The organism is Cohnella caldifontis, assembly GCF_029360585.1.
GTDB classification, from domain to species: Bacteria; Bacillota; Bacilli; order Paenibacillales; family Paenibacillaceae; genus Cohnella; species Cohnella caldifontis.
The window spans coordinates 87500-110148 of sequence record NZ_JAQZSJ010000005.1 but is presented as its reverse complement, the minus strand read 5'-3'; the positions used below and the strand labels follow the sequence as shown (position 1 = coordinate 110148).

At 60.0% G+C, this 22649-nt stretch carries 22 protein-coding genes and 1 pseudogene; 10 read left to right on the top strand and 13 right to left on the bottom strand.

Annotated features, from left to right (window positions below):
- Positions 1-98: 98 nt before the first annotated feature.
- From PTZ19_RS10060 to PTZ19_RS10045, 4 genes are all read right to left on the bottom strand, one after another.
- On the bottom strand, positions 99-1313 hold the full coding sequence (locus PTZ19_RS10060; protein WP_276354130.1) for an S-layer homology domain-containing protein: 1215 nt from the start codon (positions 1311-1313) through the stop codon (positions 99-101).
- A gap of 120 nt (positions 1314-1433) precedes the next feature.
- Entirely contained in the window at positions 1434-2855 is a 1422-nt protein-coding gene (locus PTZ19_RS10055; protein ID WP_276354129.1) for a DEAD/DEAH box helicase, read from the bottom strand.
- Between the two features lie 13 nt (positions 2856-2868).
- Positions 2869-3645, bottom strand: coding sequence for an SDR family NAD(P)-dependent oxidoreductase (locus tag PTZ19_RS10050; protein ID WP_276354319.1), 777 nt, complete (start codon positions 3643-3645; stop codon positions 2869-2871).
- A gap of 87 nt (positions 3646-3732) precedes the next feature.
- Positions 3733-4182: a chemotaxis protein CheX gene (locus tag PTZ19_RS10045; RefSeq protein ID WP_276354128.1), complete on the bottom strand. Its 450-nt coding sequence runs from the start codon at positions 4180-4182 to the stop codon at positions 3733-3735.
- A gap of 183 nt (positions 4183-4365) precedes the next feature.
- Here PTZ19_RS10045 and PTZ19_RS10040 point away from each other — a divergent pair, with 183 nt between their 5' ends.
- A complete protein-coding gene (locus PTZ19_RS10040) occupies positions 4366-5313 on the top strand; it encodes a zinc dependent phospholipase C family protein (RefSeq protein WP_276354126.1) in 948 nt (315 codons plus the stop codon).
- 6 nt (positions 5314-5319) lie between these two features.
- On the opposite strand, the gene PTZ19_RS10035 is transcribed toward PTZ19_RS10040, so the two are convergent.
- Positions 5320-6612 carry an MFS transporter gene (locus PTZ19_RS10035; RefSeq protein WP_276354125.1) on the bottom strand — a complete coding sequence of 431 codons (1293 nt, stop codon included), beginning with the start codon at positions 6610-6612 and terminating at the stop codon, positions 5320-5322.
- Between the two features lie 202 nt (positions 6613-6814).
- On the opposite strand from PTZ19_RS10035, the gene PTZ19_RS10030 reads away from it, so the two are divergent.
- Positions 6815-7372, top strand: coding sequence for a dihydrofolate reductase family protein (locus PTZ19_RS10030; protein ID WP_276354124.1), 558 nt, complete (start codon positions 6815-6817; stop codon positions 7370-7372).
- Positions 7373-7448: 76 nt separating this feature from the next.
- On the opposite strand, the gene PTZ19_RS10025 is transcribed toward PTZ19_RS10030, so the two are convergent.
- The gene (locus PTZ19_RS10025; protein WP_276354316.1) at positions 7449-8051 is read right to left on the bottom strand and encodes a PadR family transcriptional regulator; all 603 of its coding nucleotides are present in this window, start codon (positions 8049-8051) and stop codon (positions 7449-7451) included.
- Positions 8052-8063: 12 nt separating this feature from the next.
- Positions 8064-9659 (bottom strand): MDR family MFS transporter, encoded by a 1596-nt coding sequence (locus tag PTZ19_RS10020; protein WP_276354122.1) that lies wholly within the window; start codon positions 9657-9659, stop codon positions 8064-8066.
- Positions 9660-9836: 177 nt separating this feature from the next.
- Here PTZ19_RS10020 and PTZ19_RS10015 point away from each other — a divergent pair, with 177 nt between their 5' ends.
- The 3 genes from PTZ19_RS10015 (at position 9837) to PTZ19_RS10005 (ending at position 13035) form a co-directional block, all read left to right on the top strand.
- Positions 9837-10739, top strand: a complete 903-nt coding sequence (locus PTZ19_RS10015; protein ID WP_276354121.1) for a LysR family transcriptional regulator — start codon at positions 9837-9839, stop codon at positions 10737-10739.
- 13 nt (positions 10740-10752) lie between these two features.
- Complete coding sequence (locus PTZ19_RS10010; RefSeq protein WP_276354118.1) at positions 10753-11565, top strand: histidinol-phosphatase; 813 nt, start codon at positions 10753-10755, stop codon at positions 11563-11565.
- A 507-nt stretch (positions 11566-12072) separates the two neighbouring features.
- Positions 12073-13035 carry a cation diffusion facilitator family transporter gene (locus PTZ19_RS10005; protein WP_276354117.1) on the top strand — a complete coding sequence of 321 codons (963 nt, stop codon included), beginning with the start codon at positions 12073-12075 and terminating at the stop codon, positions 13033-13035.
- Positions 13036-13096: 61 nt separating this feature from the next.
- Here PTZ19_RS10005 and PTZ19_RS10000 read toward each other — a convergent pair whose 3' ends face one another.
- Both PTZ19_RS10000 and PTZ19_RS09995 read right to left on the bottom strand, forming a co-directional pair.
- Positions 13097-13798 carry a pirin family protein gene (locus PTZ19_RS10000; protein ID WP_276354116.1) on the bottom strand — a complete coding sequence of 234 codons (702 nt, stop codon included), beginning with the start codon at positions 13796-13798 and terminating at the stop codon, positions 13097-13099.
- 24 nt (positions 13799-13822) lie between these two features.
- Positions 13823-14221 carry a DoxX family protein gene (locus tag PTZ19_RS09995; RefSeq protein WP_276354115.1) on the bottom strand — a complete coding sequence of 133 codons (399 nt, stop codon included), beginning with the start codon at positions 14219-14221 and terminating at the stop codon, positions 13823-13825.
- 198 nt (positions 14222-14419) lie between these two features.
- Here PTZ19_RS09995 and PTZ19_RS09990 point away from each other — a divergent pair, with 198 nt between their 5' ends.
- Entirely contained in the window at positions 14420-14728 is a 309-nt protein-coding gene (locus PTZ19_RS09990; protein WP_276354114.1) for a winged helix-turn-helix transcriptional regulator, read from the top strand.
- A 151-nt stretch (positions 14729-14879) separates the two neighbouring features.
- On the opposite strand, the gene PTZ19_RS09985 is transcribed toward PTZ19_RS09990, so the two are convergent.
- Positions 14880-15596 (bottom strand): sensor domain-containing protein, encoded by a 717-nt coding sequence (locus PTZ19_RS09985; protein ID WP_276354113.1) that lies wholly within the window; start codon positions 15594-15596, stop codon positions 14880-14882.
- A 208-nt stretch (positions 15597-15804) separates the two neighbouring features.
- Between PTZ19_RS09985 and PTZ19_RS09980 the strand changes: the two genes are divergently transcribed.
- Genes PTZ19_RS09980 through PTZ19_RS09965 form a run of 4 tightly spaced genes read left to right on the top strand, consistent with a single transcriptional unit; the run spans position 15805 to position 20093 of the window.
- Positions 15805-16776 carry a M15 family metallopeptidase gene (locus PTZ19_RS09980; protein ID WP_276354112.1) on the top strand — a complete coding sequence of 324 codons (972 nt, stop codon included), beginning with the start codon at positions 15805-15807 and terminating at the stop codon, positions 16774-16776.
- Positions 16777-16810: 34 nt separating this feature from the next.
- On the top strand, positions 16811-17494 hold the full coding sequence (locus PTZ19_RS09975; protein WP_276354111.1) for a response regulator transcription factor: 684 nt from the start codon (positions 16811-16813) through the stop codon (positions 17492-17494).
- Positions 17491-18996 carry a sensor histidine kinase gene (locus PTZ19_RS09970; RefSeq protein WP_276354110.1) on the top strand — a complete coding sequence of 502 codons (1506 nt, stop codon included), beginning with the start codon at positions 17491-17493 and terminating at the stop codon, positions 18994-18996. Before PTZ19_RS09975 ends, PTZ19_RS09970 begins: the two co-directional genes overlap by 4 nt.
- A complete protein-coding gene (locus PTZ19_RS09965; protein ID WP_276354109.1) occupies positions 18981-20093 on the top strand; it encodes a TolB family protein in 1113 nt (370 codons plus the stop codon). The genes PTZ19_RS09970 and PTZ19_RS09965 overlap by 16 nt, the downstream gene beginning before the upstream one ends.
- A 6-nt stretch (positions 20094-20099) precedes the next feature.
- Here the strand turns inward: PTZ19_RS09965 and PTZ19_RS09960 are convergent, their stop codons facing one another.
- The 3 genes and pseudogenes from PTZ19_RS09960 to PTZ19_RS25400 form a co-directional block, all read right to left on the bottom strand.
- Positions 20100-21509, bottom strand: a complete 1410-nt coding sequence (locus tag PTZ19_RS09960) for a DUF4179 domain-containing protein (RefSeq protein ID WP_276354108.1) — start codon at positions 21507-21509, stop codon at positions 20100-20102.
- The gene (locus tag PTZ19_RS09955) at positions 21493-22026 is read right to left on the bottom strand and encodes a sigma-70 family RNA polymerase sigma factor (protein WP_276354107.1); all 534 of its coding nucleotides are present in this window, start codon (positions 22024-22026) and stop codon (positions 21493-21495) included. The genes PTZ19_RS09960 and PTZ19_RS09955 overlap by 17 nt, the downstream gene beginning before the upstream one ends.
- Before the next feature lie 307 nt (positions 22027-22333).
- A pseudogene (locus PTZ19_RS25400) lies at positions 22334-22605 on the bottom strand (transposase zinc-binding domain-containing protein); the annotation flags it as partial.
- Positions 22606-22649: the final 44 nt, after the last annotated feature.

Sequence of the window (22649 nt, the reverse complement as noted above, 5' to 3'; positions counted from 1 at the left end):
ATAACGCTGCCGGACATACAGGCACAAAAAACACCCTCCGGCCTGGGGCTCGGCCGAAGGGTGCCTGACTTGCCAATTGACGGGTTTTACGCGAAACGTCAGCCCGTGATCTGGATTTGCTTGACGCTGCTGTTCTCGCCTTTGACGATGACGACGAGGTTTACGGCCAGCACGCCGGAGCCGCCCGTGATCGACACGCTCGGATCGACGTTATACACGACCGTGGAGGACGTGCCGTTCACGTCGCGAACCAGGGAAATCGTAGCGATCCGCCCTTGAGCGTCGAACGTGAACGCGCTCACTTTGCCGGCATCCGTGAATTGCGTCGTTGCGGATGCCAGCTTCGTGACTTCGATGAATACGGCCTGGCCGTTGTACGTGCGAACCAGCACTTGGTCGCCGGCCACGATCGCGGACGCGGAAGCCTTCACGCCGTTACGGAATACGAAAACGTCGGAAGCGACCGGAATCGTGACGTTCGTGCCGTCCGTCTTCTGCACGGTAATGGAGCTGCCGTACACGTTGGCGACGACGGTGCCCGTAACCGCGGCATTGACGGTGTCCGTGTTTCCTTGGCCCGGGAGCTCAACGCCGAGGCGGTCCAGAATGGTGGCCAGTTCGGCGCGCGTAACCGGCTTGTTCGGCTTGAACGTCTGGTCGGTGTAACCCGAGACGATGCCTTTCTCCACCGCGACGGCGACGTAGCCGACGGAGCCGGCCGGAATTTCCTTGGAATCCTTGAACGGAAGCGACGCGGTCATGTCGGCTCTCGCTTCGTCTCCCAGCTTCAGACCTTTGACCAGCAACACGGAAGCCCACAGCCGCGTGGCCGGCTTTTCCGGCTGGATCGACGTCTCGTCTTCGCCGATCAGATCGTTCTTCAAGGCGACCGCCACGTAGCCGACGGCGTTCGGGTATTTCTTCTTCAACTGGTCGAAGTCCTTGAAATTCAGAGTGGCGTTCATGTTCTCCGGCTTCTGGGCTTCCGCTTCGAGGCCGAGCAAGCGGACGGCCGCGACGATCGTCTCCACCCGGGAGATGTTGTTGCCCGGCTTGAAGCTGCCGTCGTCGTATCCGTTGAATACGCCTTGCGCAGCCAGCCGGATAATGTGCGCGTATGCCCACTGCATTTGCTTTTCGTTCAGGTCTTTGAAGTTGAGGTTGATATGGACGTTCGCTTTCGCGCCGCCGTTGCCTTTGCCGTTTCCGTTGTTGCCGTGGTTCGATTTCGCGGATGCGACTCCTGCCGCGCTCCCTGCCAGCATGCTGACCGCGAGGGCCGTAACGGCCGTCTTCTTCCAAACGTTCTTCATCCCTAACCACTCCCTTGTCCGGATTCACGGTTTTTAACCGTACGCCTAGAGGATTCGGGAGCGGCTGGGGGTTTTGGCGGGTACTTCCGGAAAATGAGACGTTGGTCCTACCGATTCGCGTTACGGGCGATCCGAACCGGGACCAACTTCCCGCTTGGCTTTCAACCAGCGGGGAGCGCCTTTGTTTTTGCGGTCGCGCTCCCGGTCGATCTTGGCCTTGCCCTTCGCTTGGGCGGAGGCCGGCGCTTGCGCCGGCGGCTTGCGGGCCGGCTTGGGAGACGTCCCGCGAACCGGCTCGGAGCTGCGTTCCGCCGCTTCCGTGAGTTTCCCGGCGCCCTCCTTCGCCCGGGCGGAGACGACGTTTCTGCGGCGGCCGGCTTCTTCCGGCGACAACACGCGGCCTTGATAAAACGTCTTCGGCTCCATGAGGATCCCGAGCTGCTTGGAGAGCTTATCGACGATAAAACGCTCCTGCGGGGCCGCAAGCGTAATGGAGACGCCTTCGCGGCCCATCCGCCCGGTGCGCCCCGCCCGATGCACGTAATGGTCCGCGTCCAGCGCCGGCTCGAACTGGATGACCAGCGGGAGGCCGGGCACGTCGAGCCCCCTCGCCGCCAGATCCGTGGCGACCAGCACGTGCGTGCGCCCGGCGCGGAAGCGGCGCAGCGCCTCGCCGCGCTCTTTGCCGGGGGTGTCCCCGTACAGCGCGTCGACCAGGATGCCTTCGTATTTCAGCTTCGCGGTCAGCTCGCCGATTTTTTCGATGTCGTTCAAGAAAAGCAACACCGGCTTCACATGGAGATGGCGGACCAAACGGCACACCAGATCGATTTTCTCCCGCTTGTCGGCCGTGAAGTACCAATGGCGGATCGTGTCCGGCAGCCCGCTTCCCGCGCCGGGCCCTTGCTCGGCCGCTTGCGATACCCAGGGCTGCTTCAGCCACGACCGCTCGGCCTCCCGCATGGCATCGGACCGGGTGGCCGAGACGAACACCGTCTGCCGGTCCCGCGAGCACTGTCGGATCAGCTGTTCGACGTCGGCTCTGCCGCCCAGCGAGAATACGCGGTCGGTCTCGTCCACGACGACGAACCGGACGCCGGGCAAGCTGAGCTTGCGGAGAGAAGCGACTTCCCGGACGCGGCCTGGGGTGCCGACGACGAGCGCGGGCTTCGCCTTCATCCGCTCCAATTGGCGGGACAAGGACGCGCCGCCGATCAGCCCGACGGTTTTAATGCCGAGACCTGCGCCATACCGTTCCGCTTCCCGGACGATTTGCATGGCCAGCTCCTGGGTCGGGGCCAGCACGACGGCCTGCGTCTCGCGGCGGGTTCCGTCCAGCTTCTGCAGAATCGGAAGCAGGTAGGCCAGCGTTTTGCCGGTGCCCGTCGGGGACACCAGCACGCCGTCGCGGCCGGCCAGCATATCCGGTATCGCTTGGGACTGCACGGGCGTCGGCGCCGTGATTCCTTCGGCCTGCAAAGCCTCCGACAGGGCGGGGCTCAGGCCGAGGCCTTCGAATGTATGCTCGGACGGATCGGACACTTCATGGCCCTCCTTATTTCTGGCTCAAAATTTTGGCGGCGATGGATTCGGTCCACCGGGGGAACAGCCGGCGAACGCGGACGCCCGCCGCGGCCAGCCACGGCAAATCTTTCTCCGGCAGGCGCCGCTCCATTACTTCGATAATCGCCCGGACGACTTTCTCGGGCGGCATGAGGAACCACCGGATGTTGCGGAGATACGTCCCCTCCGGATCCGCTCGCTCGAAAAAAGGCGTGTCGATCGGGCCGGGATTGACGGCCGACACCAGGATGCCGGAAGGCCGAAGCTCTTGCCGCAGCGATTCCGTCAGCCCCAGCACCGCGTGTTTGGTGGCGGCGTAGCCGCTGGATTTGGCGGACCCGATTTTGCCGGCGAGCGAGGCGACGTTGACGATATGGCCCGAGCCGGCGCGCTCCATGTAGGGCAGCACCGCCTTGATGCAGCGCACGACGCCCAAATAGTTGACGTCCATCATGCTCCGGAAATGTTCGAGATCGGCGTCCCGAAACGGAACGAATTCCCCGTATCCGGCGTTGTTCAGCAAAATATCGATTCGGCCATAGCGTTCGTAGACGCGCGAAGCAATATCCTCCGCCTGCGCCGAATCCGTCACGTCGAGCGGATAGACGGCGTGCGGCCCCCGGATTCGGTCGGACAGCTCCCGCAGCTTATCTTCGGAGCGCGCCGTCAGGACCGGGATCGCCCCCCGTTCGGACAGCCGGGCGGCCGCCAGGGCGCCGATGCCGCTCGAAGCCCCGGTGATGATGACGACGCGGTCTTTCAGCGAAATCGCCAAACGGATTCCTCCTCAACATATTCTCCGGTTAACATGTGCAAGAAAAAAGCCCCGTACGGGGCGTTATCGCTTCTTCTTATTTTACGCGATCAAAACCTGGATTTCCATCTCGCCGATTCCGTCCATGATCAATGGAACCGTAAGCGCCCGGCGGGATTCCAAATGGCTCAAGTCGATGACCCGCGGCGGCGTGATGTCGACGTGCACGCCTTGGTTGTACAGCATCGTGCTCGCGTTGCCGCTGATCATGTTGCCCAGCTCGGAAATCGCGCTCCGGCCCAGGTCGTCTATTTCCGTCAAGACGAATCCGCCCATCATGGCCGAAATGATCTTCAGCGCCACGGTTTCGCTGAATCCGAACACGATGTCCCCCGTCATTTGCCCGGTAAGTCCGATCTGAATCCAGACGTGATGATCCACGAACTTGATATCTTTCAAAGCCAGCTGTCCCGTGCTGGGACGGATTTGAACCATTTGCTCGATGACCATCCGGGCGGACTCCAGAAACGGATTGATGTACTCGGCCTTCATACGTAAGTTGCGCCCCTTTCATCGACAATGCCCGACATGCTGTTCGTAACCGCTTTCTCCCATTATACTGAAAATGCCGGGACAAGTATACCTCTTTTTGCCATGATACGGGACTCCAGAATCATCCGAATGCCCGGCAAGTCCTAGAACGCGACGACAATTCAACGGAAGGGCGAGGAAAAAATGCCGAATATTTGGGCCCATATCCAATTCGGCCGCGAAGCGGTGTCGGAAGGACCGCTTCGGGAACAGCTCGATGCGCGCGCGTGGAAAACCGCGTTCCAGCTCGGCTGCCAGGGGCCGGATTTTCTGTTTTACCACCGTTTTCTGCCCTGGCAGGCCTCCACGGATCTGAACCGCTTGGGAAACCTCATGCACGGGGTCCGATGCGGTCCGTTCCTGCTCTCCCTGATGGACGGGATCAAGGATCGGGACGCGTCCGACCCGGCATTCGCGTTCTCGTTCGGTTTCCTGCTTCACCACGTGCTGGACCGCAACCTCCATCCGTTCGTCTTCAGCCGTTCGGGGTTTCGCAAATGGCATCACCAACGGTACGAGACGGCGATGGATGCCGTCATCCTGCACCGCAGGGCCGGCATCTCCACCGGCCGCGTGCCGGTCGCTCCCGAAATCGACGCCGGCGGCGGACTGCCCGGAGGGTTCTCCCGTACGTTCCACGGCTTGCTGCTTGCCTGCTATCCCGCGCTGGCGCAGCGGATTTTGCCGGAGCAGCTGGACGAAGCCGTCCGGAACATGGTCCGCGCCCAGCGCCTGTTCTTCGATCCGGCCGGCTGGAAGCGCCTGCTGCTGCGGCGGCAGCTGGAGCCGTTCTCTCCCCCCCGCGTCCTGCCGGATTGGGACGTGCTGAACGACGCCCGCCGGCCCTGGGTGGACCCGACCGACCGTACGCGGTTCCGGACCGAAAGCGCGGACGATTTGTGGGACGCCGCGCTGGCGGACGCGCGGGAGACGGGCGGAGCCGCCCTCGCCTGGCTGCTCGGCGGGAAGGGTGCCGATTCGGAGCGGCGGCGCGGGGAATTCGCCCGCGTGCTCGGCGACGTATCCTATGAAACCGGCTTGTCTTGCGGCGCCGCCGCGATCACGTTCGCGGATTCCGCGATCCCGGTTTGAGCCGGGTCACATGGAGGGGGAGCGGGCGGTTCCGTCCGCGGGTTCGCCGAACGCCCGCAACGCTTCCCGCTCCCCTTTGGCGACGTTGACGAACGTCAGCATCGCCATGGCGGCGACGAAGAAGAAAGCCACGGCCAGAATGGCGTACCGGCTGGAATCGGTGAAAATTTTGACCAAGCCGAACACGAGCGGCCCCCCGAACGAGAAAAACCGGCTCGTAAACGTCAGGAAACCGTTGAACTCGGCGGTCCTCGCGGGCGGGATCAGGCGGCTGTAAATCGCCCTGGCGGTGGCCTGGGAACCGCCCTGCACCAGACCGACCAGACCGGCCAGCACGAAGAAATGCAGCGCGTTCGTCATGAAGAAGCCCAGAACCACGATGATCAAGTATGTCGCCATGGACGCGTACAGCATCGTTTTGCCGCCCAGCCGCGCCGCCAGAGCCCCGAATCCGACCGTGGCAGGATAGCCGACGAACTGGGTGATCAGCAGCGCGCCGATCAAGGCGGAATCCTCGATGCCGATCGTCGTGCCGTAGCTGGTCGCCATGACGATGACCGTGTTGACCCCGTCGAACAAAAACCAGTACGCGATCATGTACTTCCAAAGCTCCGGGTAGTGGCGAATCTGGCGGGCGGTTTCGCCCAGCCTTCGGATCCCTTCCTTCACCTGTCCGCCTAACCGTCCCCGCGTTGCGGAGGCGGTTTCCTTCACGTTGCGGAAGAGCGGGAGCGAGAATACCAGCCACCAGATGCCGACCGTGACGAAGGAGAGTTTGGAGCCCGCCGCGGAGTCGGGCAAGCCGAACGTTTCCGGCTTTTGGATCAGCAGCAGGTTCACGACCAGCAGCAGGCCTCCGCCCAGGTAGCCCATCGCGTATCCCCTTGCGCTGACCTTCTCCCGGTTTGCCGGCGAAGCGACGTCATTGAGCAGCGCATCGTAAAACGTGCCTCCGCCCCCGATCCCGATCATGCCGAGAATCACGAGCAGGGAGGCGAACAAGACGTCTCCGTTGCCGGGAAAAGCCAAGCAGACGCTCGCCGCCGCCCCGAGATAAGTGAAAAACCGCAAATAGGCTTTCTTGTTCCCGTAATGGTCCGCCATCGCGCCGAGCAGCGGCGCGAGCACGGCAATGACCACCGCGGAGGCCGTCTGGGTGAACGCCCAGCCCGCGTCCGTTCCCCCGATCCCCTTCTGAAAGTAGATCGGCATCACCGCCGCCATGATTGTGGTAGCGAATGCCGAATTGGCCCAGTCGTACATGACCCAAGATCGTACCGACTTGCGATCGTCCCACATGCGCGCCTCTTCCCTTCTCCCCGTTAGGGCCTCTCTGCCCCCTAACATTCGACGGCCGCCGCCATTTTCCTTCGTGAGGGCCGCTCTATTATCCCTTCGTTTCATAGGCCATTTCGACCCGATCGACTCGTAATATGTCACGAGATGTCATGTTTATCAGCTATACTTGGGGGGTAGATCCATAGACGAGGAGGCATATCTCATGAAACGAAAAATCATCTTGGATTTAGCGGTTACGTTAGACGGTTTTATCGAAGGGAAAAATGGGGAAATCGATTGGTGTATCATGGACGCGGAGATGGGGTTTCTTCATTTCTTGAATCAAATCGATACGATATTGTATGGAAGAAAGAGCTATGACTTGTGGGGACAATTTACTCCCGGAATCGAACAGTCGGAAATGGAGAAGGAAATTTGGGAACAAGTCCATCGCAAAGAGAAATACGTGTTTTCCCGGACGCAACAGGGAACGGATGATCATCAAGCGATATTCGTCAACGAAAATATTCTGGAAGCAGTAAATCGACTGAAGAGCAAGCCCGGTAAAGACATCTGGCTCTATGGCGGGGCGAGTCTTGTCACGACTTTTATCGATCTCGGATTAGTCGATGAATTCAGATTATCCGTGCATCCCGTTATTTTGGGAGAAGGAAAACCTTTGTTTGCGGATAGGAAACGAAGGTTGCGTTTACAACTGGTCCATGCAAAAACGTTCTCCTCCGGCGTCGTGCAACTCATCTATCATTCGCACGGGAACTAAACGATCGTCTCCTATCGCCTTCATCATGAAAAGCCTTGCAAGGGGGCTGGGAACCCTCCCCTTGCAAGGCTTTTCCTCATTCGGACCGGCGTTTCATCATCTCCTGCATCTCAGCCACCCGCTTCGGAGACCATCCAGGGTCTCCGAGCGCGCCGGACTCGGCGTCCGTCAGCAAATCCCGCAGCCAGTCCCGCTCCGCTTCGGTGAAGCGGAGAATCCCCCGCAGCAGGTGAACGGATCCGCGCGGCAGATAAGCTTCCTTCAAGCCGATCACGCATCGCATCCGTTCGATCCGGGCTTCGCACGCCTCCAGTTGGCGGACGACGGATTCCCCTACCCGGCTGATATCGGCGTGCCGGACGAACGGCAGCGCGGGAAAAAACGAATGGCTGGGGTACTGCTGCGCTTGCTCCAATTGGCCGTAGAGGAGATCGAGGAACGCCTGTCTGCCGATTTCCGTGATCCGGTACACCGTCTTGTCGGGACGATGCTCGCCCGGCACCGGGATGACCTCGGCCGCCTCGATCCATCCGTCGGCCTTCATTTGGTCCACCGCGTAGTACAGCGAGCCGTCCCGAATATGGAAAGTTTCGTTCCAGTTCCGTTCCTTGATGGTCTGCCGGATGTCATAGGGGTGCCGGTCGCGTTCTAACAGCATGCCCAATACAAGCAACTTCACCGACAAGGGGACTCACCCCCCATGAAAGCTCGGCTCGGTACCCGCGGCGTTGTCCGGCGAAGCGTCCGGACGGCCCTGCCCGCCGCCCGCCGCCGGTGCGCCTGCCGGCATGGCCGAAAGGCGCGCGCGCCCCATCAGGAAGACGAAGACCAAGGCGATGACGGGTAGAATGACCGACCATTGGAAAACGTAAATGATCGAATCGGCCAGCCTCGACAGCAGCGCGTTCACCGCATCCGGCGACATGCCCATCTGCGCTTGGACCGCAGGATCAAGCAGCGCCTGGCCGCCTTTGATTTGCGCCGCCAGCTGCGGGTTCAGGTTCGGAACGTCGCGCAGCTGCTCCTGGAAATCGTGCTTCTGCAGCACGCCGAATACCGTAATGCCGAGAGCGGATCCGATCGTCCGGAAGAAGGCGATCAGCGAAGACGCCGAGCCTTTGTATTGCGGCGGAACGGAGCTCAGCGTCGAAATGTTGAGCAGCGAGAACGACACACCCATTCCGAGGCCGACTACGATCATGTACAAGCTGATGATCAGCCGGCTCGTCGACGTGTCCATCGCGAACGCGAGCAGCGACAGGCCGGCCGTCAGCATGAGCGCGGACACGATCATGACGTCCCGGAACCGGAATTTGCCGGCGATCCTTCCGCCGATCTGGGCGCTGACGACGGACCCGAGCATCATCGGAATGAGCACCGTGGTCGTCTGCGTGGCGGTTTGGTGGAATACGCCTTGAACGAAGATCGGGATATACGTCGCGCCGGCCATCATCGCCCCGCCGTACAGGAGGCCGACCATCATGCTGCCGGTGAACAGGTTGGAACGGAACAGGCTCAAATTCACGATCGGATCCTTCGCCATCCGTTCCGCCAGCAAGAACAAGACCAATAGCGCGCCGGAAGCGGCCAGCAGCGAAACGATCTTCCAGGAACCCCACGCCCAGCCGTCCGTTCCGCCGAGCTCCAGCGCGAACATGAGGCACAGAATCCCCGCCGTCAGCAAGATCGCCCCGGTCCAGTCGATGATTTGTTTTCTCGTCTGCTTCGTTTCGCGATATCCCATCCAAATGAACAAAATCGACAGCAAGCCGATCGGCACGTTAATGTAGAAAATCCAGCGCCAGCTCAGGCCGTCGGAAATCGTTCCGCCCAAGAGCGGCCCGAAGATGCTCGAAATGCCGAATACGGCGCCGAACAGCCCCATCATCTTGCCGCGCTTCTCCTGGGGGAACAGATCGAATATGATCGTGAACACGATCGGCATGACCGCCCCGCCGCCGATCCCCTGGATCGCCCGGTAGACGATCAACTGCTCCATGTTCGTGGCCGTGCCGCACATGATCGACCCGACGACGAAGAGCACGAGGCCGAGCAGGAAAAACCGTTTGCGGCCGTACATATCGGACAGTTTGCCCAATATCGGGGTCGAGACGACCATCGCGATCATGTACGCGGAATAGACCCAGATGAAGCTTTCCATGCCGCCAAGCTTCTTGATGATGTTCGCCATCGCCGTCGAAACGATCGTCTGGTCGAGCGATACCATGAACAGCCCGAGCAGCAACCCCGTGACGACCAGGTTGACGTTGCTTTTTTTGGAATCCATCGAACTTCCCTCTCCTCAAATTTGAGTAAACCCTTCCTCATTATACTCAAATTTGAGTTCTCGTAAACCTTTTTTTGCCACCCAACGGGAAAAACCCTATAATGAAGGCAGTGACAAATCCTTTTAATCTCTTGTCGTCACTTCGATAAATATTTTCAATTCGGGAGGCGAACAAGATTGAACATCAGCCAGCTGGAGACGCTGCTCATGATTTCCCGTACGCTTAGTTTCCGCAAAGCGGGCGAGCTGCTCAATCTGACGCAGCCCGCGGTATCCGCGCAGATCAAAAGCCTGGAGGACGAATTCAAGGCGGTGCTCGTCGACCGCAACCATCCGGTCACGCTGACCGACCGCGGCAAAGTGTTCCTGGAGCATGCCGAGCGCATTTTGCGCATCGTCGAGGAATTGAAGCAGAAGCTGTCCGACCTGGACCAGGTTCCGCAGGGCCACATCGTGCTCGGCACGACGACCTCGATCGCCATTCAGATCCTGCCCCGCGTGCTCTCTTACTTCCAGGATCAATATCCGCTCATCAAGACGACCATCCTGTCGATGCCTTCGCTGCAGGTGCTGGCCAACGTGGAGAACGGCACGGTGGATATCGGGATCGGTTATTTGACCGACCGCAGCCCGCAGGTGGAAACTTCGGTGTTGTACTACGATACGTTCGAGTTGGTGACCGCGCCGAACCATCCGCTCGCCTTGGCTTCGAGCGTGAATGTCGGCATGCTCAAGGACGTTCCTTTCATCATGCTGTCGCCGGATACGCTCGGGAGACGGTTCGTCGACCGGATCTTCCGCGATTACCAGATCGAGCCGAACATCATGATGGAGCTGAGCAGCAGCGAAGAAGTGAAGCGGATGGTCGAAATGGGCTTGGGCGCGGCGATCGTCTCCAAATTGTCGATTACGGGCGAACTGAAACGGGGAACGTTAAAAATCGTGCCGGTGCGCGAACTCGAGGTGAGCCACCCCGTCGGCGTGATGACGAAATCGGGACGGTACGTCAGCAGCGCGATGCGGCAGTTCCTGAGCGACTTGAAAGGCATGCCGGAGGACCAATTCACCGGAAGCGAGTAAGGAGGAACCGAAATTGAAATTCGACTTGCACACCCACCATGAACGCTGCGGACACGCGGACGGAACGATCGAAGACTACATCCGCGCGGCGCTGAAGGCGGAAATGACCGTCATCGGGATTTCCGACCACTCCCCTTATTTTGCCCGGGAGGAGGACCGCCCGTTTCCCCAAATCACCATGGCCAAGAGCGAATTCGCGAGCTACGTGGAGGAAGTGCTCCGCCTGAAGGAGAAATACGCGGGCCGAATCGAAGTGCTGCTCGGCGTCGAATCGGACTTTTTCCCGAACGAGATCGAAGCGTACCGGGAAGCTTACGCCCGCTATCCTTTCGATTACATCATCGGCTCGGTGCATCAGACCCGCGGGATCAGCATTTTCAACCGCAACCGGTGGAAGAAGCTGGGCGAAGCCGAGAAAGTCGAGGACAAAAAAGAGTATTACCGGCTGATCCGCGACTCCGCGAACGACGGGTTGTTCCAAATCCTCGGCCATATCGACGCGATGAAAGGCTATTACCCGGCGTTCTCCGACATCCGCGGGGCCGAATCCGAAATCGACGACGTGTTCCGGGCCGTCAAGGAGAACGATATCGCCATCGAAATCAACACGAGCGGCAAAACGAAGGATTGCGGCGGGTGGTATCCGTCCGATGAACTGCTCGAGCGAGCGCTCCGCTTCGGCGTCGACGTCACGTTCGGCTCCGACGCCCACGTGCCGGGCCGGGTCGGCGACGAATGGGAGCAAGTGCGCGCCCGCCTGCGGGAAATCGGGTTCAGCCGCTGGGTATTTTACCGGCAGAAGCGCAAAGTGCCCGTTCCGATTTGACCCTATTTCCCGCTTATCAGACAGAAAAAAAACTACGACTGACCCATTCGCATACCAGGTCGAAAAACACGGACACCATCAGGCTAAGGGACACAGAGGACGTTATCAGGGGCATTTCTCAACGTATCGTATTCTAACGGACACGATTGCACTTATTCAGCAAAAATACCGCTGATTAGCCGCGAAGTGTTGTGCTTAAGGTCCGTGTTGTCCGTTACGATTTGAAAAACGTTGAAATTGCTCCAATAACGGCTGTGGTGTCCGTAACGATCGGCATAAGACAAATCTTCTGTATGTCAACTAGTCAACCGTAGAAAAAAAGGAACCTGCCGAGACGGCAGGTTCTAATATTATGAAAAAGGGGGTCTTGCTTCTTATTGTAGCCGGGCTCTGCGACAGGCGGGTAACAGCAATATTTCAATTGTGTAACAAAATCGGCCGGAAAGGACGCCTCAACCGGTTGCGTGTATGATAAGATAAAAGCATTCGACGGAAAGGAGGCGTCCCATGACCCAACATGCCGAAGCGGCATATGATTTTCACCACTTGGATCACGTAAAAGAGCAGTCGAAATCCGGCAAGACGCTGTGGATCGTCCTTCTGCTCACCTTGTTTTTCACCATCGTCGAAATCGTCGGGGGCCTGCTGTCCCATTCGTTGGCCCTGCTGTCCGACTCCGCCCATATGATCTCCGACGTCGTGGCGCTCGGCCTCAGCATGACGGCGATTTACTTGGCCAGAAGACGGCCCAACTCGCGGTATACGTTCGGCTACCTTCGGTTCGAAATCATCGCTTCTTTCCTAAACGGTCTCGCGCTCTGCGTCATCGCGGTCGGCATCTTCATCGAGGGCATTCAGCGCCTGATTCACCCCGTGGACGTGAAATTCGGCCTGATGATCGTCATCGCGTCCATCGGATTCCTCGTGAATTTGACGCTGACGATCGTCCTGAGCCGCAGCAACAAGGAAGAAGAAAACCTGAACGTCAAAAGCGCGCTCTGGCATTTCATCGGCGATTTGCTCAGCTCCGTCGGCGTCATCGCAGCCGCGGTGATTATTTACTTTACCGGACTCCTGTTCGTCGATCCCGTCATTTCCATGATCATCGGCGGCATCATCTTCACGGGCGGCGCCAAAATCCTGAAGGAATCCACCGCCATCCTCATGGAGAAAGTGCCCGAATCGTTCGATCTGGAGGAGATCCGCGGCGAGCTCCGCAAAGTCGAAGGCGTCGAGGACGTGCATGAAATGCACCTGTGGGCGATCTCGACCGACCACTACTCCCTGACCGCCCATATGTTCATCCGCGAGGATATCCAGCCGTTCTGCATCATTCTCGCGGCCAACGAAATGTTGAAGGAAAAATACGGCATCTCGCATGCCACCTTGCAGATGGAGCATGCGACGATTCACCCGCACGGCGAATACGGCCGGCAATTCCTGCTCCATCGGCAGGAGAAGCATTCGTGAATATCCGATCCGGAAAACGGAAAGGGCGCCCCGCTTCCACGCGGGACGCCCTTTCCTATTCTTACGGAAGATCGATCAGCATGAGCTTCGCGCCGGTCGTGCTGGCGAGCGACATCTCCGCCGTTCCCTCGATTCTCGCGGCGTCGCGCCGATGCAGCGTCTCTCCGTTTGCCGTCAGCTCTCCTTCCAGCACGAACAGGAAAATCCTTCGGCCGGCCGGCTGCCGGAAAGCCAGCGATTCTCCCGCGCCCAACTCCGACAAATAAATCGTCATGTCCTGGTGGACTCGCGCGACTTTTCCGGCTACGCCCTCGGAAGACGCCACGGGAACCAGCCTTCCCCTCAGTTCCCCGGGATCGAATGCGGTCGTCTCATACGAGGGGGTCAGCCCGCGCCGCTCCGGCAGGAACCACATCTGCAGCAGCTCCAGCTGTTCCTCATCCGAGGAGTTGTACTCCGAATGGAAAATGCCGGTGCCGGCGCTCATGCGCTGAATGCCGCCCCAGGTCGTCGCCGCCCGGTTGCCCAGGCTGTCTTTATGCTCCAAACGGCCTTTCAGCACGATCGTTACGATTTCCATTTCCCTATGCGGATGCATGCCGAAGCCTTCGGAAGGCGCGATCGAATCGTCGTTGAGGACGCGCATTACGCCGAATTTCACGTTATCGGGATCGTAGTGGTCGGCGAAAGAAAAGCTGAATCGGGATTTCAGCCAGCCATGATCGGCCAGGTAGCGGTCGTCCGCCCTTTGGATTCGGATCATGTTTACCGCCTCCTCTTCTCGCGATTAGTTAAACCATAGGGCATCCAAGGAATAGGCTCCGGGGCCCGTAAGGGCGATTCCGACCGCGATCGCCGTCAGCACCAGGTTATATTCGAACCCGTTCTGCGTGATCCACAGCCCGTTTCGTCCGTGCACTTTCGCGGCGGCCATCACCATCGTGACGACGATCAGCGCCGCAGCCGCCGGAGTCAACAGCCCGAAAGCGAACAGCAGCCCCCCGGCCAGTTCGGCAGCCCCGGCCAGCAGCGCCATGAGGCGTCCGGGCTTGATGCCGATGGAGTCGAAAAAGCTTCCGGTGCCTTTCAGCCCGCCGCCTCCGAACCATCCCGCCAGCTTCTGCATCGCGTGCCCCGCGAACAGCAATCCGATGATGACCCTGATCAACAGCAATCCCCACTCCATATCCAAAACTCCTTTTCTGTATATGTTTTGATTACAGTTTCATCTTATCCAGGTCACTTACTTTTGTCAAGTAATTAAATTTGTTTTAGTTACTACTCCCTTTTCGGCGCGCTTTGTGATAAAATAACGGAGAATCGACAAAGCGAATTGGCCCGTCCGATCCCGGACCCGGCCGCGACGTTGGAAGGGGGGACCCGTATGGACTATTCCAAGATGTGCCCGAAGTACGAGCAAGCCGCCGAATTGCTCGGCAAACGGTGGACCGGCTTGATCATCCGGGTGCTCATGGGAGGCCCCAAACGGTTCAAGGACATCAAGGAGCAAATCCCCGAGATGAGCGACAAAATGCTGACCGACCGCATGAAAGAACTGGAAGCCCAAGGCGTCCTCACCCGGACCGTCTATCCGGAAATGCCGGTTCGGATCGAATATGAACTGACCGATAAAGGCAAAGACATGAAGGACGTCATCGAGTCCATCCAGGTTTGGGGCGAAAAATGGATGTAAATGATTTCCCCAAATGTGACGCCTTGCTCCGCAGCACATTCCGATTACTTTTGGGGGAGCCCCCGGAAAAATAAAAAGCCTACAACAAACGCAAACCCCTCCGTCCCGCGACTTATCGCGGAGCGGAGGGGTTTTGCCGTTCAAGCGGCGGTTAGGCGTATTGGCGGATTTCGGGGAGCGGATCCGATACGGGCGCCGCGTTCCCGCTCGGAGCGGGTGCCGGATCCGCGGGAAGTGCCGGGCCGGCGGCCGCTTCGATCCAAGCCGCGTACAGACGGCCCAGCCCGCGAAGGATCGACGGCAGCAGAAGCACGAGCACCGCGCCGATCCCGCCGTACAACCAGGAGATCTGCGTTCCCGACCATGCCGGCAGCAGGAAGTTCGATACGATATCGCCGGCGTACCAGTCGAACGAGAACGCCCTTACGCTGACTTGGTAGGCTAAAGGCGACAGAAGGAATGCCCAGAACGTCGCCGGCAGCACGACCGCCAAGGTGAACGCCGCGATGCCGACGGGCAGTTGAAGCAAGCCGTATACGACGCCCCGGTAGGAGCGGCCTTTGAAGAGCCTCGCGAGCAGCGCCTGCCAACCTTCCCATTTCGGCTTCACCGGACGATCCCCGAAGCCGGAAGGGTCCGCCGCGGCAGCCTTCCCCCGCTTCCACCGTTCCACGGTCCACCGTTCCGACTCGAGCAAATGCCCGCAAAGCACGAGCGTTTCCGCCAATAGAGGAAGGCCGACGACGAACACCGACAGCGGCAGGCTGACCGAAATCCCGGCGACCGCCGTGACGAATGCCGCGACGCCTTTCGGCAGCGACAGCATCAGCATTTTCCAGGCCTGCAGCGCGCTTTTTTTCGTTTTCATCGTTTACCGACCACGCTTTCCTTTTTCGATGTTTCCATTGTACCGGCAGCCGAGGCCGGGCAGAATCGGCCTGAGTACGGCGGGCGGCCAGACTTAGGTCTAGTTTTCGGCGTGATCCGGGCTTGTTTACAAGTTCGATACATTTCGATAAACCCGCGATACATTCCTCTCTTACCCTGAAGCTATTCGCTCGAATGGAGGAGAGGAAATGCGCAACATGCCGAAAACCGGCCGCTGGCTGCTTGCCTTCGTGATCGCATTGGGTATCGTCGGCTGGGTTTTCCATATGAAAGGCGGCGACGACGTCTTGGGCACCGCGGGGGCCGGCCCTGCCGATTCGCCTTCCGCAGCGCCCGTAACGCCATCCTCGCAGCCGTCCGAAACTGCGGTTCAAACCGACTCGCCGACGGCACCTGCCGCAACGCCGCCCGAATCGTCTGCGAAGCCGACGGGGCCAGCGTCCCTCCCTTCCGCCGATCCCGGGCCCGCCGACGGGAACCCGGATGATTCCGCCGCTTTGCCCGCCTGGGCCGCGGACAACCTTCCTTCGCGCACGATCCGTACGGAGGACGATCTGGCGGTCATCACGAACGCGTCCAGCCTGTACGTTCTGGTCAACAAAAAGCGGAATTTGCCTTCCGATTACGTTCCGCGGGACCTGACCGTCCCTGACGTCCCCTTCTCGTTCTCCGGGGATTCCGACAAGAAGAAGATGCGCAAGGAAGCCGCCGCCGCATTGGAAAAGCTGTTCGCCGGCGCGGAGAAAGCGGGGATCCGGCTGAAAGCCGTGTCCGGCTACCGCTCCTACGCCCGGCAGAAAGCGATTTTCGACGCCAACGCCGCCGCCAAAGGAGCCGAGGAAGCCAACCGCACGAGCGCCCATCCCGGTCAGAGCGAGCATCAGACGGGGCTGGCCATGGACGTATCCAGCGCCAGCGTCGGTTACGCGCTCGAGGAAAGCTTCGGGAAGACGGAAGAAGGCCGCTGGCTCGCGGCGCACGCGGCCGATTACGGCTTCATCATCCGCTACCCCAAAGGAAAGGAAAGCATCACGGGATATACGTACGAGCCCTGGCACATCCGGTATCTCGGCAAGGAGGCCGCCGCCGAGGTCGCGGAGAGCCGTCTGACTTTGGAGCAGTTTTTTGGTACATTGGAAGCATCCGCCGAAAAAGCATAACGTTTCACGGACAACCCGGCGGCGAGGTGAACCGATGGCCAAACGGATTCTCGTGGCGGACGACGAGCGCGGCATCGTGGGCCCGCTCGCATACGCTTTTCGCAAAGAAGGATACGAAGTCGCGGCGGCTTACGACGGGGAAGAGGCGCTCCGCTTGACCGCGGAGTTCCGCCCCGACGTGCTCGTGCTGGACGTGTCGATGCCGAAGCTGAGCGGTTACGAGGTGTGCCGCAGGCTGGAAAGCCGGACGGGGATGGGCATCATCCTGCTCACCGTCAAGAACGATATCGTGGATAAAATCGCCGGGCTCGAACTGGGCGCCGACGACTACATGACCAAGCCGTTCGACCTGCGGGAGCTGGTCGCGAGGGTGAAAGCCTTGATCCGCCGGTTGGAGGCGAAGCCGGAGGAGCCGGGGAAATTGACGGCCGGAGCCCTGTCGCTGGATCCGGCTTCGCGTACCGTGGAATTGGAGGGCGTTCCGGTGGATCTGACGCCGAAGGAATTCGACCTGCTCGCGCTGCTGCTCGCCCGCCCGAACCGGGTGTTCACCCGCGACGAGCTGCTGGACTCGGTCTGGGGGTTCGACTCCGCGCCCGGCACCCGCACGGTCGACATCCATATCCAGCGGCTCCGCAAGAAGCTGGGAGACGAAGGGCAGCGCCTGCTGCAGACCGTCTACGGCATCGGGTACAAAGCTTCGGGGGCGGGACGATGATCCCGTCCAGCATCAAAATCAAATACAGCCTGTTTCTGGCGCTCCTGCTTCTGCTGACCGTTCTCGTCCTCAGCCTGCTCGTGCTCGGAGGCATCCGGGACCACCAGCGGGAGACGGCGGAGCACAACCTGCTCCAGCTGACCCGGTCGGCCAATCTCGGCGTCAAGCAGGCTTATTACGAAAGCCAGGAGCCCGACCCGCCGGCGTTCCTTCGGCGCAACGGCCGCCAGCTGGCGTTGGACCTGGCGATCCGCTCCGGGCTGCGGGTCGTGCTGTACGACGTTGCCGGCCGTCCGGTCGGAGATTCCGTTCCGCTCGGCGCTTTGCCGAACGGCGGCGACCTCGTGGCGATCGCGGAGAAAGGCAAAATCGCCTACCGGGCGGACGGAGCATACCTGTGGTATGCCGCGCCCATGCAAGGTCCGCATGCGCAAATGGGCGTATATCTGTTCGAATATCCGCTCGCGTCCGATTTGCGGTATTACGGGGAGACCCGCGATTTGTTCCTCCTGGCGGGCAGCGCGGTGACGGTCGTCAGCTTTCTGCTGGGCTACTGGTATTTCGGCCGTTCCGCTTCTTCCGTGATCCGGCTCAGCCGGGCGGCGGAACGGATCCGCGGCGGGAACTTCCCCGCCGAACCGCCTCTTCGCAAGCGCAAAGACGAGCTCGGCAGGCTGAGCGAAAGCCTTTTCGACATGAGCCAAGGGATCCAGGCCAATCTGAACGCCATGAAAGAGGAAGAAGCGAAGCTGCGGCAAGCCGTCGCCAAGCTGGAGGAAATGGAAAGCCGGCGGAAGGAATTCATCGGCCACATCAGCCACGAATTCAAAACCCCCTTGACCTCGATTAAAGCCTACGTGGAACTGATGGCCATGTACCCGGACGACCCCTCGCTGCAAGCGGACGCGGCGCGAACGATCGGGAAGGAAACGTCCCGCCTGCACGACATGGTCGAGAAGGCGCTTCGGCTGACGGCGCTCGAGAAGTACGATTTCGAGTACCGTGCGGAGAGCGTCGACCTGCGCCGCTTGCTGGAAGACTTGGCGGATCGGATGAAGGCGAGGGCGCGAAGGTTCGGCCTCTCGATCCGAACCGAGCTCGAGCCGGTCCAAGTCTGGGCGGACCGGGACAGCCTGACGCATATTTTCGTCAATTTGCTCGACAATGCCGTGAAATACAACGTGCCCGGAGGGGAAATCCGGATCGCCTGCCGCTCTTGGGGCGGGCGGGCCGTCGCGGACGTCGCCGATACCGGCGCAGGCATTCCGGAAGCGGAACGGGAACGGATTTTCGAGCCGTTCCGCACCGCGGCCGAGAGCCGCCTGGACGAATCCGGCGGAGCGGGCCTGGGATTGCCGCTGGCGAGGCGTCTCGCGGAGAGGCAGCACGGAACGCTCGAGCTCCTGCGGGCCGACGGCGAAACCGTCTTCCGGGTCACGCTGCCGGAATCGCCGCCGGAACGCCCTTTTCAAGGAGGAGATCCATCGTGCCGAACCGATTGAAAGGCGTCGTCCTGTCCGCCGTCGGACTGGTCTTGTTCACCGCGGGCTGCGGGCATGCCGGGAATGGCGAGGACGCGGCAGCCCCCGCCTACGCCCCCGTCGTTGTCCTCGATAACCCGGAGAGCGCTTCGTTCGGAGCTTCGGAAGCTCAGCCTCTCGTGCGCCTGGATGGCGTTCGCGGAGCGGATTGGCTCACCGACGACCTTCTCCTCGTCAGCAAGGAAAATCCGAACGGCCAGCCGACCGCGGAAGAAGGAACGGAGTACCGGCCGCTCAACCTATACGCGCGAAATCTGGCGACGGGAGAGGACACCGCGCTGGCGCCGGGTCCGGATAACCAGGGGTTCGCCGTCGCCAGTCCCGACCGCAGCCGGATCTTCTACAAGACGTTCGATTTGCAGAGCACGGTCGGAACCGGTTACGTGATGGACCTGAAGACGAGGCGCTCGATACGGGTCACGCAGAGAGACGAGCTGGAGCTGACGAGCGGCGTCTGGCTGGACGACCGGACGATTCTCTATGCCGCGATGGACGGCCGTCTCGTCCTCGTGTCCGCCGACGGTACGGAAAAGAAATCATGGTCCGATCCGGAGGTTCCCCGGATCGGGAATTTGTCGGCGGCCGGCGGCAAGGTCATCTATTCCGCTCCTTACGGGGTGCTGTTCTCCTACGACCCGGAGACGGGAAAACGGACGGTCGTCGGCAAAAACGCCGTATGGGCGTCTCCGTCCGCCGACGGGAAGAAGCTTGCCGTCGTGCGGAAAATCCGTGGAGGATCCATGGAGCTCTCCGTGGCGGACGCGGATGGCGGGAACCGCGCGGCGATCGCCCAAGATGCCCAGATTTTCGGCTTGGCCTGGACGCCGGCGGGCGAACGGCTGGCTTATGCCGGCATCGAGCCAAGCGGGAAGACCCGCGGGGTCTACGTCTCGGACATCGCGAAGGGAACGACCGCGGCCCTGCCGATCGACGCGAACTTCATCGCCGACGCCCCTCGCTGGAGCCCCTCCGGCGACCGGCTGATGGTGACCGCCGCGGTCGTCCGGGGAGACGGGGGCAAACCTTCCTTCGTCACGTATTTGGCCGCCGCGAAGTAAATTCCGTTATTTGATCCGGATCTTGTACGGCTGGCGGATGTATTGGGGGTAAAGCGAGATCTTGAACGTCAGCGGCTGCGGATAATCGGCATTGTCGAGATAATAGTAGGAATGCTGTTCGCGCGTATCCCCTCTCGTTTCCACGGCAACGCCGCCTTCGTCCGACATATTGCGCGTTTTGCCGGTTCCGTCCTTGAATTCGGATTCGAACAGCGTATAGCCCATGTTGTCCGACGGATCGACGCCGGTGAGGAAAAAATCGAGCCGGGTTCGGCTTTGCCCGACCTGGACGCCGTTAAGCGCGAGTTTACCATCCGGGGCGGAGACCACTTTTCGCTTTCCGAGATCGACCGTGACGGTCATCCGGTCTTTATCGAGCGCCCGGAACCAGCTTCCTTCCGCGTACAGCGCTTTAGGTTCCGTGAAGTACGGACTTTCGAAATAAATGACGGGATGGTCTTTCACCAAGCTGGACGAAGTGGTTGCCCACACCTCGCCTTTGTCGTCTACCAGCCGGATGTCGCCCGCGCCGAAGACTTGTTTGGGATTGGCCTCGCCGTAATCCACGTATAAGGACACCCGAAGCGGCGTCACGACCGCCTTGGCGAACGTGATCCGCTGCCCTTCCGCGACGATCGTTTCCCCTAGCTGGTATTCGCGCCTCAGGTGCTGGAACTTGGCCCGGTCGATCCGGAAACGCACCTGATATTCCGGCCCGCCCGCATCCCGGTCGGACGGCACGCTCCACTCGTCGTCTCTAACGTTCCGCGTCGGAGGCGCGTCCGGACGCTCGGGCCCGTCGGATCGGATCATTCGGGTCCGAAGGATGATCTCTTCCGGCAGTTGGTCTTCCTGGGCCAAACTGATGTCGACCGTTCCCCGGTACACGCCGTTTTCGTTCGCGGCCTGCTCCTCTTCCTGCAGATACCGATAGCTGATCATGGCCGGCAGCTCTTTGCCGGAAACGTCCACCGGCCGGATATCCGCCAGCCGAACGGTCTCGGATTCGTTCTCCGAAGACGTCTCGTAGAAGACGACCATCCGGGAGTCGTCCGCGATAATCCCCTGGACGGTAAACCGGATGCCGTCATGTTCGTCGGACGCGCCCACGGGCTGGACGAAATCGTTGTCGACCGCCAATCGGACGCCTTTATCTTGCGTATCGCGGATCAGATCGACGAATCGATCCATACCCGGAATGTCCCGCATCATGGACGCGAACACCGGGGACACGCGGATGGAGAGCAGACATGCCAGCAGGATCACGCATGCCGCCGCCGCTGCGGCCAGCCTTCTCCGCGCCCGCAGACGTTGCCGGGCGGCCTCCGCCTGCCCCCTGCGGATCCCTTCCGCGATCGCGGCGTCGATCCTCTCCGAAAGTTCCGTTTGCGCCGCTTCGTCAGCCGGGTTGGACATACGTTTGCTCCCCCTCCTTCCGCAGTGCCGTTCTTAACAGCTTCAAAGCTTTGTTCAGCCACGTTTTCACCGTGCCCTCCGGTTTCTTCAGCAGCCCGGCGATTTCTTGCAGCGTCATGTCCTCGTAATATTTGAGAATGATGATATGGCGCAAATTCGGCGGCAGCCGATCGATTTCCATCCGCATCCGCAGCTTCTCGTCCAAAGCGAGGTCCGCGGCCAGCGTATCCGGTATGGCGAACAAGGGGAGCATCTTTCGCCTGCGTTTTTGTTCGTCGATGCAGCAGCGGATCAGAATGCGGATCAGCCAGGTTTGGAAATACCGGGGCTCCTTGAGCTTCCCCAGCTTCGCGTACGCCCGGCAAACGGCTTCCTGGATCGCTTCCAGCGCGTCGTCCTCATTATGCAAATAAGCCAGCGCGATCGCGAACAATCTCGTTTTCGCCTCGGCGACCAGCTGCCGAAACGCTTCGGGATCCCCGTCCTGAGCGGCTTTAACCCGTTCCTCCGTCGACATGTTCCACCTCCGCATTCCGTACATTAGACTGCCGAGACGGCCAAACGGTTTTGGCGGGTAAAAGAAAGTTTCTTAATTCCTCTCTAAACATGGGGTTCAACGGCCAGTTAAGAAAGAAAGTTTCTTAATTCCTCTCTAAACATGGGGTTCAACGGCCAGTTAAGAAAGAAAGTTTCTTAATTCCTCTCTATACATGGGGTTCAACAGCCAGTTAAGAAAGAATATTTCTTAATTCCTCTCTAAACACGGGGTTCACCTGCCAGTTAAGAAAGAAACTTTCTTAATTCCTCTCTAAACACGGGGTTCACCTGCCGGTAAAATAGATAAGTTCCGAATCTCTCTTGATCGTCATGATCACATGACGATGATTGACCTGGAACACATCCGCAGTCTGCTCCGCTCTTCCGTCTCACCACAGGAACGGGTCGTGCAAAACTTCCCTTTGCAGCGATACAGTACAAGCCGCAGGTCGTGGCACCCTTCGCACACCGGTCAGCCTAAAACCATTCTTTGGATACGGAAATTGGCAACTTCTTTCAGGACATTCGCTCGGATCCTGCCTTCAAAAACGAAAAGGATGAGACCTGAGCTTCACCCCGATAAGTTATAAATTCCGATATATC